At 69.9% G+C, this 16145-nt stretch carries 17 protein-coding genes; 11 read left to right on the forward strand and 6 right to left on the reverse strand.

Translation table 11 applies throughout. The annotated features are described in order from the left end of the window. On the forward strand, positions 1–765 hold the full coding sequence (locus AWB89_RS26380; RefSeq protein WP_085177701.1) for an SDR family NAD(P)-dependent oxidoreductase: 765 nt from the start codon (positions 1–3) through the stop codon (positions 763–765). Between the two features lie 34 nt (positions 766–799). On the opposite strand, the gene AWB89_RS26385 is transcribed toward AWB89_RS26380, so the two are convergent. From AWB89_RS26385 to AWB89_RS26395, 3 genes are all read right to left on the reverse strand, one after another. Beyond that, on the reverse strand, positions 800–1279 hold the full coding sequence (locus AWB89_RS26385; protein WP_085177703.1) for a hypothetical protein: 480 nt from the start codon (positions 1277–1279) through the stop codon (positions 800–802). Positions 1280–1332: 53 nt separating this feature from the next. Next, a complete protein-coding gene (locus AWB89_RS26390) occupies positions 1333–1767 on the reverse strand; it encodes a protease inhibitor I42 family protein (protein ID WP_085177836.1) in 435 nt (144 codons plus the stop codon). Between the two features lie 69 nt (positions 1768–1836). Next, positions 1837–2643, reverse strand: a complete 807-nt coding sequence (locus AWB89_RS26395) for an SDR family oxidoreductase (protein ID WP_085177705.1) — start codon at positions 2641–2643, stop codon at positions 1837–1839. Between the two features lie 101 nt (positions 2644–2744). Here AWB89_RS26395 and AWB89_RS26400 point away from each other — a divergent pair, with 101 nt between their 5' ends. From AWB89_RS26400 to AWB89_RS26420, 5 genes are all read left to right on the forward strand, one after another. Beyond that, positions 2745–4202, forward strand: a complete 1458-nt coding sequence (locus AWB89_RS26400) for a thioredoxin family protein (protein ID WP_142282658.1) — start codon at positions 2745–2747, stop codon at positions 4200–4202. A gap of 90 nt (positions 4203–4292) precedes the next feature. After that, complete coding sequence (locus tag AWB89_RS26405) at positions 4293–5885, forward strand: Na+/H+ antiporter (protein WP_085101930.1); 1593 nt, start codon at positions 4293–4295, stop codon at positions 5883–5885. Positions 5886–5893: 8 nt separating this feature from the next. Beyond that, the gene (locus tag AWB89_RS26410) at positions 5894–7051 is read left to right on the forward strand and encodes an AAA family ATPase (protein WP_085177710.1); all 1158 of its coding nucleotides are present in this window, start codon (positions 5894–5896) and stop codon (positions 7049–7051) included. A 158-nt stretch (positions 7052–7209) separates the two neighbouring features. Beyond that, positions 7210–7851 carry a TetR/AcrR family transcriptional regulator gene (locus AWB89_RS26415; protein ID WP_085177712.1) on the forward strand — a complete coding sequence of 214 codons (642 nt, stop codon included), beginning with the start codon at positions 7210–7212 and terminating at the stop codon, positions 7849–7851. Continuing rightward, positions 7844–9367, forward strand: coding sequence for an FAD-dependent monooxygenase (locus tag AWB89_RS26420; protein ID WP_085177714.1), 1524 nt, complete (start codon positions 7844–7846; stop codon positions 9365–9367). Before AWB89_RS26415 ends, AWB89_RS26420 begins: the two co-directional genes overlap by 8 nt. A 187-nt stretch (positions 9368–9554) precedes the next feature. On the opposite strand, the gene AWB89_RS26425 is transcribed toward AWB89_RS26420, so the two are convergent. Further along, positions 9555–10043, reverse strand: coding sequence for a maleylpyruvate isomerase mycothiol-dependent enzyme family protein (locus AWB89_RS26425; RefSeq protein ID WP_085177716.1), 489 nt, complete (start codon positions 10041–10043; stop codon positions 9555–9557). Between the two features lie 66 nt (positions 10044–10109). On the opposite strand from AWB89_RS26425, the gene AWB89_RS26430 reads away from it, so the two are divergent. Continuing rightward, positions 10110–11234 carry a glycosyltransferase gene (locus tag AWB89_RS26430; protein WP_085177718.1) on the forward strand — a complete coding sequence of 375 codons (1125 nt, stop codon included), beginning with the start codon at positions 10110–10112 and terminating at the stop codon, positions 11232–11234. A gap of 2 nt (positions 11235–11236) precedes the next feature. Here AWB89_RS26430 and AWB89_RS26435 read toward each other — a convergent pair whose 3' ends face one another. Beyond that, positions 11237–11566, reverse strand: a complete 330-nt coding sequence (locus AWB89_RS26435; RefSeq protein ID WP_085177720.1) for a DUF732 domain-containing protein — start codon at positions 11564–11566, stop codon at positions 11237–11239. Between the two features lie 258 nt (positions 11567–11824). Here AWB89_RS26435 and AWB89_RS26440 point away from each other — a divergent pair, with 258 nt between their 5' ends. After that, positions 11825–12667, forward strand: a complete 843-nt coding sequence (locus AWB89_RS26440; RefSeq protein WP_085177722.1) for a sulfurtransferase — start codon at positions 11825–11827, stop codon at positions 12665–12667. A 13-nt stretch (positions 12668–12680) separates the two neighbouring features. On the opposite strand, the gene AWB89_RS26445 is transcribed toward AWB89_RS26440, so the two are convergent. Beyond that, complete coding sequence (locus tag AWB89_RS26445; protein ID WP_142282659.1) at positions 12681–13577, reverse strand: phosphorylase family protein; 897 nt, start codon at positions 13575–13577, stop codon at positions 12681–12683. Positions 13578–13674: 97 nt separating this feature from the next. Here AWB89_RS26445 and AWB89_RS26450 point away from each other — a divergent pair, with 97 nt between their 5' ends. Genes AWB89_RS26450 through AWB89_RS26460 form a run of 3 tightly spaced genes read left to right on the forward strand, consistent with a single transcriptional unit; the run spans position 13675 to position 16114 of the window. Further along, entirely contained in the window at positions 13675–14481 is an 807-nt protein-coding gene (locus AWB89_RS26450) for an alpha/beta hydrolase (protein ID WP_085177726.1), read from the forward strand. After that, the gene (locus AWB89_RS26455) at positions 14478–15260 is read left to right on the forward strand and encodes an SDR family NAD(P)-dependent oxidoreductase (protein WP_085177838.1); all 783 of its coding nucleotides are present in this window, start codon (positions 14478–14480) and stop codon (positions 15258–15260) included. The genes AWB89_RS26450 and AWB89_RS26455 overlap by 4 nt, the downstream gene beginning before the upstream one ends. Then, positions 15257–16114: an LLM class F420-dependent oxidoreductase gene (locus AWB89_RS26460; RefSeq protein ID WP_085177728.1), complete on the forward strand. Its 858-nt coding sequence runs from the start codon at positions 15257–15259 to the stop codon at positions 16112–16114. The genes AWB89_RS26455 and AWB89_RS26460 overlap by 4 nt, the downstream gene beginning before the upstream one ends. Positions 16115–16145: the final 31 nt, after the last annotated feature.

Below are 16145 nucleotides of genomic sequence, written 5' to 3' on the forward strand. Positions count from 1 at the left end.
ATGTCTATCGCCGTCATCACCGGAGCCAGCTCCGGGCTCGGCGCCATCTTCGCCGACCAGCTCGCCCAACGCGGCCACAATCTCGTACTCGCCGGGCGGGACGAAAACCGCCTCCGCGCAGTGGCGCAACGAATCGACCAGAACACCGAACTCGTCGTCGGCGACCTCGGCACCGACGAGGGCGCCACGAACCTGATCAACCGTCTCACCGGCCGCGACGTCGACATCCTTGTCAACAACGCCGGATTCGGCACCTATGGCCGGTTCGCGGAGGTCGACGCGGAACGCGAGCACGAGCTGGTCGCGGTCAACGTCGACGCGCTGGTGCGGCTGACTCACGCGGTGCTGCCCGGCATGCTGGCCCGCGGGAGCGGCGGCATCCTGAATGTGGCCTCCACCATCGCCTTTCAGCCCGGCCCCTATCAGGCCACCTATGGCGCGTCGAAGGCGTTCGTGCTGTCGCTCAGCCAGGCCCTGTGGGCCGAGACCCGCGGCACCGGGGTGACCGTGACGGCGCTGTGTCCCGGCGCCACCCGCACCGGGTTCGTCGACGCCCTCGGATCCGACGTCTCGCACACCGCGGTCTACCGGCGCCTTGCCGAGCCGGAACCCGTCGTCGCGGCCGGGCTGAAAGGACTCGACCGCGGCAAGGCCGTCGTCGTGCCCGGCTGGCGCAACCGGTTCACGTCGACCTTCGCGCGGCTGGGCCCCGCTACCGTCTCGGCGCGCGTCGCCGGGCGGATGCTGCAGCCTGCCAACGCCTAGCCGAGGATCGGGAAGCGGCGCTGGATCACGGCCGCTAAGACTTGGGACGAACGCCGGCCGCCCGATACACGAAAACCGGCTCGACGCGAAACCGCAGCGCCGTCGTCGGCAGCTTTTCCAGTACGTCCTCGGGGATCTGCTTTTTGTAGTTCAGCTTCATCGAGCCGGAGAAGGCGGGATCGACTCCGTGCAAGTCGATTTCGATCTGCAGGCCCTTGTCGGTGATGGTCGCGCGCGCGGGGCCCCGGTCGCTGTCCCACGGGCAGTCGACGGAGCGCAGCTTGGCGTCGCCGCGCGCGGGAAAGGTCGCCACGACCCGCGCCGTGCTGAAGCCGAACCCGCCCGAATAGCGCGAAACGCCCGACGCCGAATGGACGCCGGGCACATGCCCGCTGAAATGTCGGACCACGCCGACCTTGCCGGCGGTGAAGATCACCCCCTCGGCCTCGAGTTCTTCGCGCAGCTCGGCGGGCAGCTTGCCGATCTCGGACCAATTCCGAAGGAAGCCAAACACACCCAGAAGGTAACCGCACGCGCCGCCCGCGCGCAGTCGTTTGCCACAGACGTTTACTGCACCGTCACGTTCGCGGTGTACACGCACGACGGCTGGGGGTTCTTGCCCACGATGCTCGTGTACGAGGTGCTGATCGTCGTCGTCCCGGGTTTCAGCGCCGCGAACGTCCACACCTCGGTGCCCGGCGCGCCCAGCGCGTCGGAGGTGGGATGCACGAACTCGTGACTGGTTTGTTTGACGATCGTCGAATCGCCGATCTTCGTGTCGATCGCCCACCGGTACGGGGTGGAGTAATTGGAGCCCAGCTTCACCGTCAGCGTGTTGCCGACGGCCAGCGTGACGTTCTGCGTGATGGCGCCCTGCCTGAGCACGTCGCTCATGGGGACCTCGAGGGTATGGGTTGTCGGCGGGTTCCTGGAGCCGAAGTGGCATCCGGCCAAAATCGCTGAAACGAGCATCGCGACGGTCACCAAAAGCCTGATCTTCACGACAGTCATCTCCCCCATTATGGCCCGCAGCCTGGAAGAGGGTGGCGACGAGCCCGACCACCGCGAATGTCAGGAACGACGCCCCGGGCGGCCCGGCAGGTAGGCGCGGATGGCGTCGCGGTACGGCCGCTGGCCCGCGGCGACCTGTTCCTCGAGGTACTGCTCGAAGGTGATTGTGCCCGCGGCGTGCTCCGGGGCGAGCAGGCCCCCGGCGCGGATCCCGTCAAACACCTTGCCGGGCAAGCGGATCGGAACGATGCGTCGGTGTTTGCCGACGATCGCCAGGTAGCTGCGGGCCAGGTCGTCGAGCGGACGCGCCTGCCGGCCGCCGAAGTCCGGCGCCCGGCCGATCGGCTCGCCGAGCGCCAGCTCGGCCAGCCGCGCGCCGACGTCGCGCACGTCGACCGGTTGGAACCTCAAGCCCGCCGGCAGCGCCAGGACCGGCGGCTTCGCCAGCATGCGCAGCAGGAAGGCGATCAGATCGTGAAACTGGGTCGCCCGCAGCACCGTCCAGGGCAGGCCCGAACCGGCGATCGTGCGCTCGTTGGCGAGCATGGTGCGGTAGAGGGCGAACGGGATGCGGTCGATGCCGACGATGGAGACGTATACCAGGTGCGGGGAGCCCGCCCGTTTGGCCGCCGCGACCAGCTGCTCGGTGGGATAGACGCAGTGCACGATCGTGTCGACGCCGTCCAGCGCCGCGTCCAGCCCGGCGCCGCTGCCCACGTCGCCGACGGCGTGCTCGACGTCGGTGCGCTGGTGCGGCCGCCGCCCTCGGCTCAGCACCCGCACGTCCTGCCCCGCGGCCGTCAGCCGGTCGACGACGACGCGACCCACGGTCCCCGTCCCGCCCGTTATCAGTACTCGATTCGCCATACCCTTATGACCCCCGCGGCCCGCCTGATGTGACAGCTGCCCGGCAAGAAGTCGCGATCGCTCACCCTCCGGACTGCCACGGCAGTGTCTACGATCCGCAGATGACGATATTGGCGGCGCGACTGCTCCTGGCGGGAATGTTCGCGGTCGCCGCGCTGACGAAGCTGTTAGATCGCGGCGGCGCGCGGGGGGCGGTGACGGCGTTCGGAGTGCCAAGGGCGGCCGCGGCATTCGCGGGATCCGCACTGATCGCCGGCGAGTTCGGCGTCGCGGCGCTCCTGCTGGCGGAGCCGCGCACCGGCGCGGTGGCCGCGTTGCTCGCCCTCGCGGGATTCAGCGTCGTCGCGCTGGTGAGCCTCGCCCGCGGCCGCGCCATCGAATGCCACTGCTTCGGGCGGTTGTCGTCCGCCCCGCTGGGCTGGCCGACACTGGCCAGGAACGGATGCTTCGCGGCGCTGGCCGGGCTCGTCGCCCTGGACGGCCGCTTCGGTTGGGCGCTAACGACTTTCGCGGTGACCATGCTGGTGCTGTGGCTCGGGCCCGCCGCGCGCCGGCGCCGGGCCTCACGCACCGGCGACGCGGCCGGCTTGGCGCTGCCGGACCGGGCGGGCCGCGTCTGGACGCTCGACACGCTGCAGGAAAACCGCCGGCCGCTCGTGCTCGTCTTCAGCCAACCGGGCTGCGGCGCCTGCGACGCGCTGCTGCCCGACGTGGCCCGCTGGCAGGACGACCTGGGCGGCCACGTCACCGTCGCCCTGATCAACGGCGGCCCCGCCGGCCACCGCGTGCCGCTGGAGCTCATCGACGAAACGCGGGCCGCGTTCGCGGCCTACGGCATCACCGCCACGCCCAGCGCCGTGCTCATCGACGGCGGCCGCAGGGTTGACACGGCGCGCGGCGCGGGCGCCATCGGCGAGCTGGTCGAGCGCGCGGCCCGGCCGACCGGGCTGACCCGCCGCGGCCTGCTGCGCGGAGCGTCAGTGGGCTTGCTTCCCGCCGTCGCGGCCACTGCGGCCGCCTGCGACAAGAGCGGCAAGGCCAATCTCCCCAGCAACGTCGACGCCTTCGAGGTCGACGGCGCCTGGCTGTGCAACCAGACCTTCGCGCTGTGCACGACCGCGCCGTGCGTGCCGTCGAAGACCGACCCGGGCATCTCGGTGTGCGACTGCGTCGTCGTCAACGGCTACTCGGTCGGATTCCGGAACTGCAGCGACCGCGCCCAGTCGGGCAACAAGGTGCGCTCGGCGTTCTCCACGGTCAACGTCAACGCGAATTTCGGTGTGCTGACCTGTCCGTCGGGGGTGCCGTGGGCCAACTGCCTCGACGTCGAGTGCGAGATGGATCCCAACAATCCCGCCGTGGCCAAGTGCCAGTGCCTGACGGTCACGACCGGCGAGTCGCGGACCTTCGCCGGCGGCTGCGAAACCGCCACCTGCACGTCGACCATCTGGTCGGCCGCCACGCCGGACCTGCCCGCGACCGCCCAATACCGCAAGGGGATGAACCAGATCGGTCAGCCAGTTAACTTCCCGAAGACCTGTCCGGCGTCGCATCCCTGAGCATCCGTAGCGTCCGCGGGACCCCGCGGACGAGGTTGAGCCCTCGACCCACGCGCCGCGCAAACCAAGCCTGTCCGGCAGGATGGGCTGGTGTTTGGCCTCGTCCTGATCGTCGCGCTGGTCTCCACCGTCATCGTGGGGACGGTTATCGGCCGGCGCTACCGCGTGGGTCCCCCGGTGCTGCTCATCCTGCTCGGCGCGCTGCTGGGTCTGATCCCCCATTTCGGTCACGTCAAGGTCGACGGCGAGGTCGTGCTGCTGCTGTTCCTGCCCGCAATCCTGTACTGGGAAGGGCTCAATACCAGCTTCCGCGAGATCCGCGCGAACGCGCGCATCATCGTGTTCCTCAGCATCGCGCTGGTGATCGCCACCGCGGCCGCCGTGTCGTGGACGGCGCGGGCGCTGGGCATGGATCCGCACGCGGCGGGCGTGCTCGGCGCCGTGCTCTCCCCGACCGACGCCGCCGCGGTGGCCGGCCTCGCCAAAAAGCTGCCGCGCCGGTCACTGACCGTGCTCAAGGCGGAGAGTCTCATCAACGACGGGACGGCGCTGGTGCTGTTCACCGTCAGCGTGAACGTCGCGATCGGCGGGGCCGCGATCACCCCGCTCGAGGTGTCCGGCCGGTTCGTCCTTTCCTACCTCGGCGGCATTGCCGCCGGGCTGCTGGTCGGCGGGGCGGCGACCCTCATCCGCAAACGACTGGACGCCCCGCAGGAGGAAGGGGCGCTGAGCCTGCTGACGCCGTTCGCGGCGTTCCTGCTGGCTCAGGCGTTCGACTGCAGCGGCGTGGTCGCGGTCGTGGTGTCGGCGCTGGTGCTCGCCTACGCCGGCCCGCTGGTGATCCGGGCCCGATCCCGCCTCGAGGCCTACGCCTTCTGGGACATCGCGACCTTCCTGCTCAACGGTTCGCTGTGGGTGTTCGTCGGGGTGCAGATCCCGGGCGCGCTGCGTGGTATCGCGGGCGTCGACGGTGGGTTTCGCCACGCCGGCTACGTCGCACTGGCCGTCACCGGCGTCGTGATCGCGTCCCGGATCGTGTGGGGGGAAGCCACCACAGCGCTGCTTCGGCTCATCGACCGCCGCGAGGTGCAACGCAACCGTCGCGTCAGCTGGCGCCAGCGCTTCCTCACCGCGTGGGCGGGATTCCGCGGAGCCGTGTCGCTGGCCGCGGCGGTGGCCGTCCCCACGACCACGCTCAGCGGCGCGCCGTTCCCGGATCGCAGCCTGCTGATCTTCATCGTGGTCGTCGTCATCCTCGTCACCGTCCTGGTTCAGGGCACCACGCTGCCGCTCGTCGTCCGCTGGGCCAAGATGCCCGACGACGTCGCCTACGTTCAGGAGCTGGAAATGGCCCGAACGCGCGGTGTCCAGGCCGCACTTGCCGCGCTGCCCACGGTCGCCGACGAAGTCGGCATCAGCGACGACCTGCGGCGGCGGCTGCAAAAGGAATACGAGGAGAAGGCCGCGCTCGCCCAGGCCACCGAGGACGGTTCTACGGACAGCCGCCTGGTCAAGGGCAAGGAAAAGGTCCGGCGGGTGCGGCTCGGTGTGCTCGAACACAAGCGCCGCGAAATCACCGCGCTGCGCAACCAAAATCTCATCGACGACATCGTGCTCCGCGAGTTGCAAAACGAGATGGACCTCGAGGAAGTGCAGCTCCTCGACGCCGCCGACGACCATTAGGGCGCCTGATGTTGCAGACGGTCGCCATCCGCGGATACCGCTCGCTGCGCGAGGTGATCGTTCCGCTGGGCCGGCTGTCCCTCGTCACGGGGGCCAACGGCGCGGGCAAGTCGTCGCTTTACCGCGCGCTGCGGCTGCTGGCCGACTGCGGGCGCGGCGAAGTGATCGGCTCGCTGGCCCGCGAGGGCGGGCTGCAGTCGGTGCTGTGGGCCGGCCCCGAGCAGCTGGGCGGAGCGCAGCGCACCGGCAAGGCCCAGGGGACGGTGCGCACCCGGCCGGTGTCGCTCGAAATGGGTTTCGCCGCAGACGATTTCGGCTACCTCGTCGACCTCGGGATACCGCAGATGGCGGGGATCAATTCCGCCTTCGCCCGCGACCCCGAGATCAAGCGGGAAGCAGTGTTCGCCGGGCCGGTGCTGCGTAACGGCACCACGCTGGTGCGCCGAACCCGCGATTTCGCCGAGGTGAGCGCGGAATCGGGCCGGGGTTTCGACGAGTTGAGCCGGTCCCTGCCGTCGTATCGCAGCGTGCTGGCCGAGTACGCCAACCCGCACGCGCTGCCCGAATTGGCCGCGGTGCGCGAGCGGTTGCGCGGCTGGCGCTTCTACGACGGCTTCCGCGTCGACCCCGGCGCGCCGGCGCGGCACCCCCAGGTTGGCACGCGCACCCCGGTGCTCTCCGACGACGGCCACGACCTGGCCGCAGCCATCCAGACCATCATCGAGGCCGGGTTCGACGACCTGGCCCGCACCGTCGCCGACGCGTTCGACGGCGCCACCGTCTCCGTCGCCGAGCACGACGGGGTGTTCGACCTCCAGCTCAAGCAGCGCGGCATGCTGCGCCCGCTGCGGGCGGCCGAATTATCCGACGGCACACTGCGATTCCTGCTCTGGACCGCCGCGCTGCTCAGCCCGCAAGCGCCGTCGCTGATGGTGCTCAACGAGCCCGAAACCTCCCTGCACCCAGACCTGGTGCGGCCGCTCGCGTCGCTGATCCGCACCGCCGCCACCCACACCCAGGTCGTCGTCGTCACCCATTCGCGCGCGCTGCTGGAAGCCGCCGGTGACGACACGGTCGAGATCGAGCTCTACAAGGAGTGGGGCGAGACGCGCATCGCCGGGCAGGACCTGCTGACGACGCCGCGCTGGGACTGGGGCAAGCGGTAGGCCTCGGCCGCACCATCGCGCTGGAGTGTGCGCCTGGGGCTTTTCAGTGTGAGCCCACGGCGACGTTTGTCGGCGTGTCGCCGCCCTAACCTCACACTCAGGAAATTGCCCGTCAGGCAATCTTGCCCGTCGTGCAAGTTTGGCGTACGTTGGTGCGCATGCCCAACCAACCGACCGGACTGCGCGAGCGCAAGAAGGCCGACACCCGGCGCGCGCTCAGCGACGCCGCGCTGAACCTGGCGTTCGAACGCGGGCTGGAAAACGTGACGCGCGACGAGATCGCCGGCCTGGCCGGGGTGTCGCCGCGCACGTTCAACAACTACTTCAGCGGCAAGTACGAGGCGCTGGCCTACCGGCAGACCGAACGCATGCGCCGCAGCCTGGCCGCGCTGCGGCAGCGCCCCGCCGACGAACCGCTGTGGACGGCGCTCGAGCACGCGGTGCTCAACCCGCTGGAAGAGGATTTCCGCGACGTCTACGGCGCCGAAAATCAGGTGCCGAGCCGCAAAGATCTCGTCGAAGCGCGCAAGCTGCTGATGAACCCTCAGGTGCGTAACGCCCTGCCGCAGCGGGTTTTTGACGAGTGGCTCCAGGCGATCGCCGAACGCACCGGCACCGATCCCGAGCGCGACATGTACCCGCGGCTGGTCGTGGCCGTCGTGCGCGCCATCGGCGACGTGGCGGCCGAGGCCTACGTGCGGGCCGACCCGCCGGTGGCCATCACCGACCTGATCCGCGCCGGCTTCGCCGCCGTCAGCGCGGGACTGCCCGAGCCCGTCAAGGAGGCACACCATGGCTGACGAATCGGCCGACATCGTCATCGCGGGCGCCGGGCCCAACGGGCTGATGCTCGCCTGCGAGCTGGCGCTGGCCGGGATCCGCCCCGTCGTGCTGGACGGCCTCCCCGGACCCAGCCTCGAGCCCAAGGCCAACGGCCTTGTCGGCCAAGTGGTTCGGATGCTCGACATGCGCGGCCTGTACCGGGAGTTCAGCGGCGACCCCAATTCCCCGCAGCCGGTCTACGGGTGGATCTTCGCGGCCATGACGCTGAACTTCCTCGGCATGCCCGACAACCCGATGTACGCACTGGCCATCCAGCAGCCCCGGGTGGTACGGCTGCTGGAGAAGCGGGCGCGGGACCTCGGGGTGGACCTGCGCTGGGGCCACGAACTCACCGGCCTGCGCAAGGAGCCGAATTCCGTTGAGCTGACGGTGTCCTCGCCGGAGCGCGAGTATCGCATCACCGCCGGGCATCTGGTGGGGGCCGACGGCGGGCGGAGCCTGGTCCGCAAGACCGTCGGCATCGACTTCCCCGGCTACACATCGAAGACCGTCGGGCGGCTGGCCCACGTGCACATCCCCGACGGACTCCGCCGCCCCGACGGCGGCATCGACGTTCCCGGATTCGGCCGGATTGCGTTCGGCCACACGCGGTTGGATCGCGGCGGGCTGATCTACGCCGAGTTCGAACCCGGCCGCTCGCTGTTCGGCACCATCGAATTCGGGCCACCGGTCGAGGACAAACCCATGAGCCTGACCGAGCTGCGCGAGAGCGCGCGGCGCGTCCTCGGCGTCGACCTGCCGTTCGAGGAACCGAAAGGCCCAGGGCCGCATGCCCTGCGCCGGATCAACGGCCAGAACACGCGCCACGCTGAGCGCTACCGCGACGGGCGGGTCCTGCTGCTCGGGGATGCCGCCCATGTGCACAGCGCCATGGGCGGGCCGGGCCTGAACCTTGGCCTGCAGGACGCGATGAACCTGGGCTGGAAGCTCGCGGCCCACCTCAACGGCTGGGCGCCCGCCGGTTTGCTCGACACGTACGAGTCCGAGCGCCACCCCGTCGGCGAGCGCGTCATGATGCATTCGCTGTCGCAGACCGCCCTCATGGCACCGGGCCCCGAAGTCGCCGCGCTGCGAACGCTGATGGGCGAACTGTTCGCCATTCCCGACGTGGCCCGGCACATGGCGAAACTGTTGGCCGGCAACGACGTCCGCTACGACGTGGGCGACGACCACCCGCTGTCGGGCCGGCCCGTGCCCCCACTCACCCTCGACGACGGCCGGCGCGTCGAAGAACTGCTCCACGAGGCGCGCCCGGTGCTGCTCGATTTCGGCGGCGGCGTCGGCGCCACGGCGCGCGGGTGGGCCGACCGGGTCGACGTCGTCGAGGCGACCGCGGCCGAGCGTCCCGCCGCGGCGATGCTGCTGCGGCCCGACGGCTACGTGGCCTGGGCGGCGGACGCGTTCGGGGCAGACGACGAAGCGGGCCTGCGCGGCGCGCTGCGGCGCTGGTTCGGCCCCGAGTCGGCGCTGTGACAGTCACATGCGCCACAGGCGTCTCCGTCAGAGTCGGCACCCTTTGTGCCCGCCTCTGAGCGACAACGCCAAGGCGCGCACCGCATCACGACGGATTGTCGCTCGGAGGCGGGCACAACGAGCATTCCTCCCGCCAGGGGCCAACGTGACGGATGTGACTAGATGCCTTGGCGGACCACTCGCGGCCTCAGCGGAAGATGTTGACGCACTCAGATAGCCCCAGACGCAGAGGATCGGACCGGCCGGTGGCGGCGAGCAGAAAATCGCGCGCCGCCATACCGGTTTGCCGCTCGAAGTCCTCGCTCGACACATCCGCGAGCCGGCCGACGGCCGGGTCCGCCGCCGCGGCCTCGTCGCGCAGCAGGGCGCCCAGCACGAAGTCGAGGCTAGCCCGCAACCCCGGCCCGGCATCGAACGGCCGATCCAGCGCGGCGCGTACGTCGTCGCCGTGCACGTAGGCGTCGTGCAGCAGCGAGTGCACGCCCTGGCCGACGGTGAACCCGGGCACCGGGCTGGGCGCCGACCAGGCCGCGTCGTCGAACGCCGCGGCGAGCCGCGCAAGGGAATCCGTCGCAGTCCGCAGCCGCGAAGCGAGCGCGACCGGCGATTCGCCACGCAGGGCCGCCGCCTGGTCGTCGGGTGTGCGCGTGCCGATCGCGCCGCTGAGCGAATTCATGCAGTGTTCAGGCACACGTCGGTTCCACATCGATGACTGCACACGCGCGCCGCGTGTCCTCACGTTATGCGCGTTGTTCAGGTCGCCAACTTCTACGGCCCCCGCTCCGGCGGCCTGCGCACCGCGGTAGACCGGCTCGGCGCCGAATACTGCGCCACCGGACACGAGGTGTTCTTGGTCGTCCCCGGCCGCAACCCGGAACGTACACAGCTGCCGACGGGCGTCGTGCGAATCACGCTGCCCGCCCGCTTGATTCCGTTCACCGGCGGCTACCGCGCGGTGCTGCCGGGACCCGTGAAGGCGCTGCTGAAAGCGCTGAAGCCCGACGCGCTGGAGGTCTCCGACCGGCTCACGCTGCGCTCGCTGGGGCCGTGGGGCCGCGACTATGGCGCAAAGACGGTGATGATCTCCCACGAGCGGCTGGATCGCCTTGTCGGGCAGGTACTTCCGCGCCGCAGCGCCGAGCGGTTCGCGGACTTCGCCAATCGCCGCACGGCCGCCAACTACGACACCGTGGTGTGCACCACGGCGTTCGCCCGCGAGGAGTTCGACCGCATCGGCGCGACGAACACCGTCACCGTCCCGCTGGGCGTGGACCTACAGACGTTTCACCCGCGCCGGCATTCGTACCTGGTGCGCCGGCGCTGGGCCGCGCCGCAGCAGATCCTGCTGGTGCACTGCGGCCGGCTATCGGTGGAAAAGCGGGTCGACCGCAGCATCGACGCGCTCGGCGCGCTGTGCCATGCCGGCGTCGACGCCCGGCTGGTCGTCGTGGGCGAGGGACCGCTGCGGGCCCGGCTGGAGCGGCAGGCCTCCCGGCTGCCGATCGATTTCACCGGCTTCATCAACGACCGGCACACCGTCGCGGGGCTGCTGGCCACCGCCGACGTGACCCTGGCGCCCGGGCCGCACGAGACCTTCGGGCTCGCCGCGCTCGAATCGCTGGCCTGCGGGACGCCCGCGGTGGTGTCGCGCACGTCGGCGCTCACCGAGATCGTCACGCCGGACAGCGGCGCCCTGGCCGACAACGACCCCTTCGCCATCGCCTGGGCGGTGGGCGCGGTCGTCGGCCGCCCGGAACACCACCGCCGCAGCTCAGCGCGCCGCCGCGCGGAGAACTTCACCTGGGAACGGGCCGCGGCCGGCATGCTGGCGTCGCTGCGAACCGGCGATTCGCAGCGGAGCGCTTAGCGCTAGCCGCCGCTGGGCTTGTTGGGGCTGTGCTTGCCCGGGCAGTAGTCCGCGGTGGCCGCCCCGATGAAGGTCTCGGCCTGCGCCTGGGTCAGCTTGTGCGACCCCGTCAGCTGGTCCACCTCGTCCTTTTGCGAGTAGCCCGCCTCGAGGTCCTGGCACATCACGCGCGCCATGTTCACGGCCTGGGCCGGCGACCCGAGGTTGATGCCGTGCGACGACAGGTAGTCGGCGAAGTCCTGGTCGTTCTGGTCGGCATGCGCGACGGCCACCGGCAACCACGCGGCGGCCAGCAGAGCGCCAAACACACCCGCGGAGATTTTCTTTTTCATTTCCCCATCACTTTCAAAGCTTCGACGCCCAATGTAACGAATCGTCGCGCGCGAGCGGGTCGGTGGTCAATAGCCCGCCGGCGCCGGTGCCGCTCGCAAGCCAAAGTTCAATCCGCCGTTCAGTTTTAGTTCTGGACGAGTTTAATTCCGGGCGCAGGGGCGACCGCGTTTACAAAACAAGTGTTCACCCCGCGTTCCGATAGCGTTCACCTCGCGAGTCGCGGCTAGGCTCGCCCTAAACGGCGAGGAGGTGTGCCCGTGGAGGCACGGGACGAGGTGCTGATCACGGCCGCGGAGCTGGCCCGCCTGATCGAGTCCGGCGACCCGCCGGTGATCCTCGACGTGCGTTGGCGGCTCGACGATCCCGACGGCCGGGCGGCCTACCTGGACGGCCACCTGCCCGGGGCGGTGTACGTGTCGCTGGAGGACGAACTCAGCGACCACGGCGTCGCCGGCCGCGGCCGTCACCCGCTGCCGTCGGGGCGCAACCTGGAGGTTGCCGCGCGCCGATGGGGAATCCGGCACGACGACGCGGTCGTGGTGTACGACGACTGGAATCGCGCCGGTTCGGCGCGGGCGTGGTGGGTGTTGACCGCGGCCGGCCTGCAAAACGTGCGTATTCTCGACGGCGGCCTGGCCGCGTGGCGTTCCGCCGGGCTGGGCCTCGAAACCGGCCCGGTGAACCCGGCGCCGGGGAATGTGACTGTGCCGCACGATGATCTGTACGCCGGCGATCGGCCGACGCTGGCGGCGGAGCAGACCGGCGACGTGACGCTGCTCGATGCCCGCGCGCCCGAACGGTTCCGCGGCGATGTCGAGCCCCTGGACCCCGTCGCGGGTCACATCCCCGGCGCCAAAAACCTGCCCAGCGGCGCTGTCCTGTCGGACGACGGAACGTTCCTCGGCGACGACGCGCTGGACCGATTGCTCTCCGACCGCGACGTCGACGGAGACGTCGGCGTCTACTGCGGATCGGGCGTCACCGCGGCCATCACGATCGCCGCGCTCGCGGCCACGGGCCGACAGGCGGCGCTGTATCCCGGGTCGTGGTCGGAGTGGTGTTCGGATCCGACCCGGCCGGTCGGTCGCGGGCCCGAATAGCCTGCGGGCGCGGTTAATCAAGCCTCTGAAGGAACGCCGCGGCCACCCGGGCGGCGTTGTCCGCCGCGAGTTGCTTGTAGAAGAAGAACTGCCACGGGAAGCCCGGCAGCCGCAGCGGGTCGCCGGCCCCGTCGGAGATCCCGCGGATTCCGAGGAACGGGACCCCGTGCGCTTCGGCGACCACCTGCACCGCCGCCGTCTCGTTGTCCGTCGCGTCGAAGGCCGGGTCAGCCACCCACGCGATGTTAAGGTTCGCGACAAGCGCCTTTCGCAGCCACGGCCCCGCCGCCCGAAAAAAGTTGCCGGTGTGCAGAAGTGAGCGATCCGGCGCGCTGCGCGGTTGACAGCCGAACACGCCGCCACCGTTCGGGATGCAGGGGAACGCCTGGCCGTTGTTGTTGTCGAAGGTGGATCCGTCGCCGCCGACCACCAGCCGTGGCCGGCGCTTCAGGTCGACGAGCTTGACGCGGCGGGCGTTGCGGCGCAGATGATTAACGCTCTCCAGCTCGACGCTCAGTGCTTGCGCCGCGGCCAGCAGGCCGGCGTCGGCCCGGCGAAATGTCGTGCCGCCGTCCAGGGTCCAGCGGGCCGGTACCGCCACGTCCCCGATGTCGACACGCGCCCCGCCGCCGGCGACGCCCGAGAACAGCACCGCGTCGATGGCGATCGACGACCCGCCCGCGAAGCGCGCGAAGGCGGCCTCGGCGGTCTCGGTCGCGTTCACCATGCCGATGCCGGTCATCGCGACGATCACCTTCTTGCCGGTGATCGAGCCGAGGTAGAAGTGTCGACCGTCGGCCCGCACCACCGGATGGCGATCCAGCACCGTGTGCGAGAGGACCGCGTCGGCCTCGGCCGGGAAGGCGGACAGCACCAGCGTCCGCCGTTCCCCCGGTTCTCCGTCGGTCATAAACGCTTGATTTTGGCGCATCGCACGCCGCCGAATATCAAATACCGTTCTTTTTGTTTAGCGATTTCGCGTCGTTATCCACGCTAGTCTCAGCGGCGTGCTGGAAGTGATCGATAAGGGGCCCGTCGGCGATTCCCGGAAAACGCCGCTGCTCTTCGTCCATGGCGCCTGGCACGGCGCATGGTGCTGGGACGAGCATTTCCTGGACTTCTTCGCGGCAAAGGGCTATCGGTCGGTGGCGGTGAGCCTGCGCGGCCACGGGAACAGCCCCGCGCCCAAATCCATGCGGTTCTGTTCGATGGCCGACTTCGTCGACGACGTCGCCTCGGTCGCCGACGGCCTGCCCCGGCGGCCCGTGGTGATCGGGCATTCCATGGGCGGCTTCGTGGTGCAGAAGTATCTGGAGTCGCACGACGCGCCGGCCGCCGTCCTGCTCGCCTCCGTACCGCCGAGCGGGATCGCCAGATTCCTGTGGGGCAGGTTCCGGCTGCACCCGTGGCTGACCACGCGCCACCTGGCCACAACCAAATCGCTGGGGAGCGTCGGCCGCACGCCCGAATTGGCCCGGGAAAGTTTCTTTTCCGACTCGGCCGCCGATGCCGACGTGGTGCGCTACGCGGCGAGGCTTGACGAAGAGTATCTGGGCGGGCATGTGCTCGGCATGTTGTGGCTCGATCTGCCGAAGCCCGCCCTCGTCAACGCCCCGATGTTGGTCTTGGGGGCCGAAAATGACATCCTTTTCTCGCCGCAGGAAGTGCGTGCGACCGCGAACGCGTATCGCACCGAGGCGGAGTTCATTCCCGGGATGGCTCACGACATGATGCTGGAGCCCGGCTGGGCCGACGTCGCGGAGCGGATTCACGCCTGGCTCGAAATCCGTTGTCCGGCGGCGTCGCCGAAATGACCGGGCGGCTTCACGGCAAGGTCGCGATCATCACCGGCGCCAGCAGCGGGCTGGGGCCGGTGATGGGTTCGCTGTTCGTCGCGGAGGGCGCCCGCGTGCTGCTCGCCGCGCGGCGCGAAGAGCTGGTCCGCGACGCCGCCCGCGCGGCCGGACCGGGAGCCATCGCGATGCGGGCGGACGTGACCGACGAGGACGACGTCGCCGCCATGGTGGCCAGGGCAGTCGACGAGTTCGGTCACGTCGACATCCTGTGCAACAACGCCGCCGCGCCCGGGCAGGACCGCTGGATCTGGGAACAGACGCTGGACAACTGGAACGCCACCTTCGCCATCGACGTCACCGCGGCCATGCTGTGCACGCGCGAGGTGCTCAATCAGTCGATGCTGCAACGCCGCCGCGGGGTCATCCTCAACTTCTCCTCCACGGCCAGCTACTCCGGCATGGTCCGCAAGACCCACTACGTCGCCGCCAAGGCGTCGCTGCGGGCGTTCACCAAGGCCGTCGCGCTCGAGGTCGGCCCGCACGGCATCCGGTGCAACTGCATCGTGCCCGGCGCCATCGACACCGAGCTGTTCCGCAACTGGGTGCAACGCACCGCCGACGAGCAGGGCGTCGACTTCGAGACCCAGCGCGCCAGATCCCTCAAAGGCGTGCCGCTGCAGGACATTTCCTCACCCGAGGACGTCGCCAACCTGGCGCTGTTTTTGGCCAGCGACGAGAGCCGAACCATCACGGGACAATCGATCCCCGTGGACGCCGGCGGGTACATGCAGGGATGAGCATTCGCCTGTCGATATCCACACCGGTGGTGACGATGTTCCCGCACAACCACGGCGAGTGGGAGAAAGAGGCCTCGATCGAGGATCTGGCCGCGGTCGCCGAGGCCGCCGACCGACTCGGCTATTACCACCTGACGTGCAGCGAGCACATCGCGCTGCCCGCCGCCGAACAGCACCGCCGCGGCGCCCGCTACTGGGATCCGCTGGCCACCTTCGGCTATCTCGCGGCGCGCACCGAGCGGATCCGGTTGGCCACCAACGTGTTGGTGCTCGGGTATCACCACCCGCTCGAGATCGCCAAGCGCTACGGCACCCTCGATAAAGTCAGCAACGGCAGGCTCATCCTCGGGGTCGGCGTCGGCAGCCTCAAGGAGGAGTTCGAACTGCTCGGCGTGCCCTTCGACGACCGCGGGCCGCGCGGCGACGACGCCCTGCGGGCGCTGCGGGCCTCGCTGTCGGTGCCCGAACCGTCCTACCACGGCGAGTTCTATTCCTTCGGCGGCATGGTCGTCGATCCGTGCGCGGTCCAGCAGCGCGTCCCGCTGTGGGTCGGCGGACGCACGCTGCGGTCGCTGCGCCGTGCCGTGACCCTGGCCGACGGCTGGGCCCCCTTCAACGTGGGCCTGCGGCAGGTCCGAGAGTGGTTGAGCCGCTTCGACCTTGAGCCCGGATTCGAGGTCGTCCTGCCCCCGCGCGGGCCGCTGGACCCGATCAACGAGCCGGACCAAACCCGCGACGCGCTGGCCGAGATCGCCGCGCACGGCGCGACGATCGTCAGCGCGATCTTCAAACACACTTCGCTGCAGCATTATTTGGAGAGTCTGGCTGCGCTCGCGGAACTACAACCGTCCTGATCAGAGAGGCCTCCCATGTCGAAGGTGACCC

The organism is Mycobacterium paraense (genome assembly GCF_002101815.1).
Taxonomy (GTDB): domain Bacteria; phylum Actinomycetota; class Actinomycetes; order Mycobacteriales; family Mycobacteriaceae; genus Mycobacterium; species Mycobacterium paraense.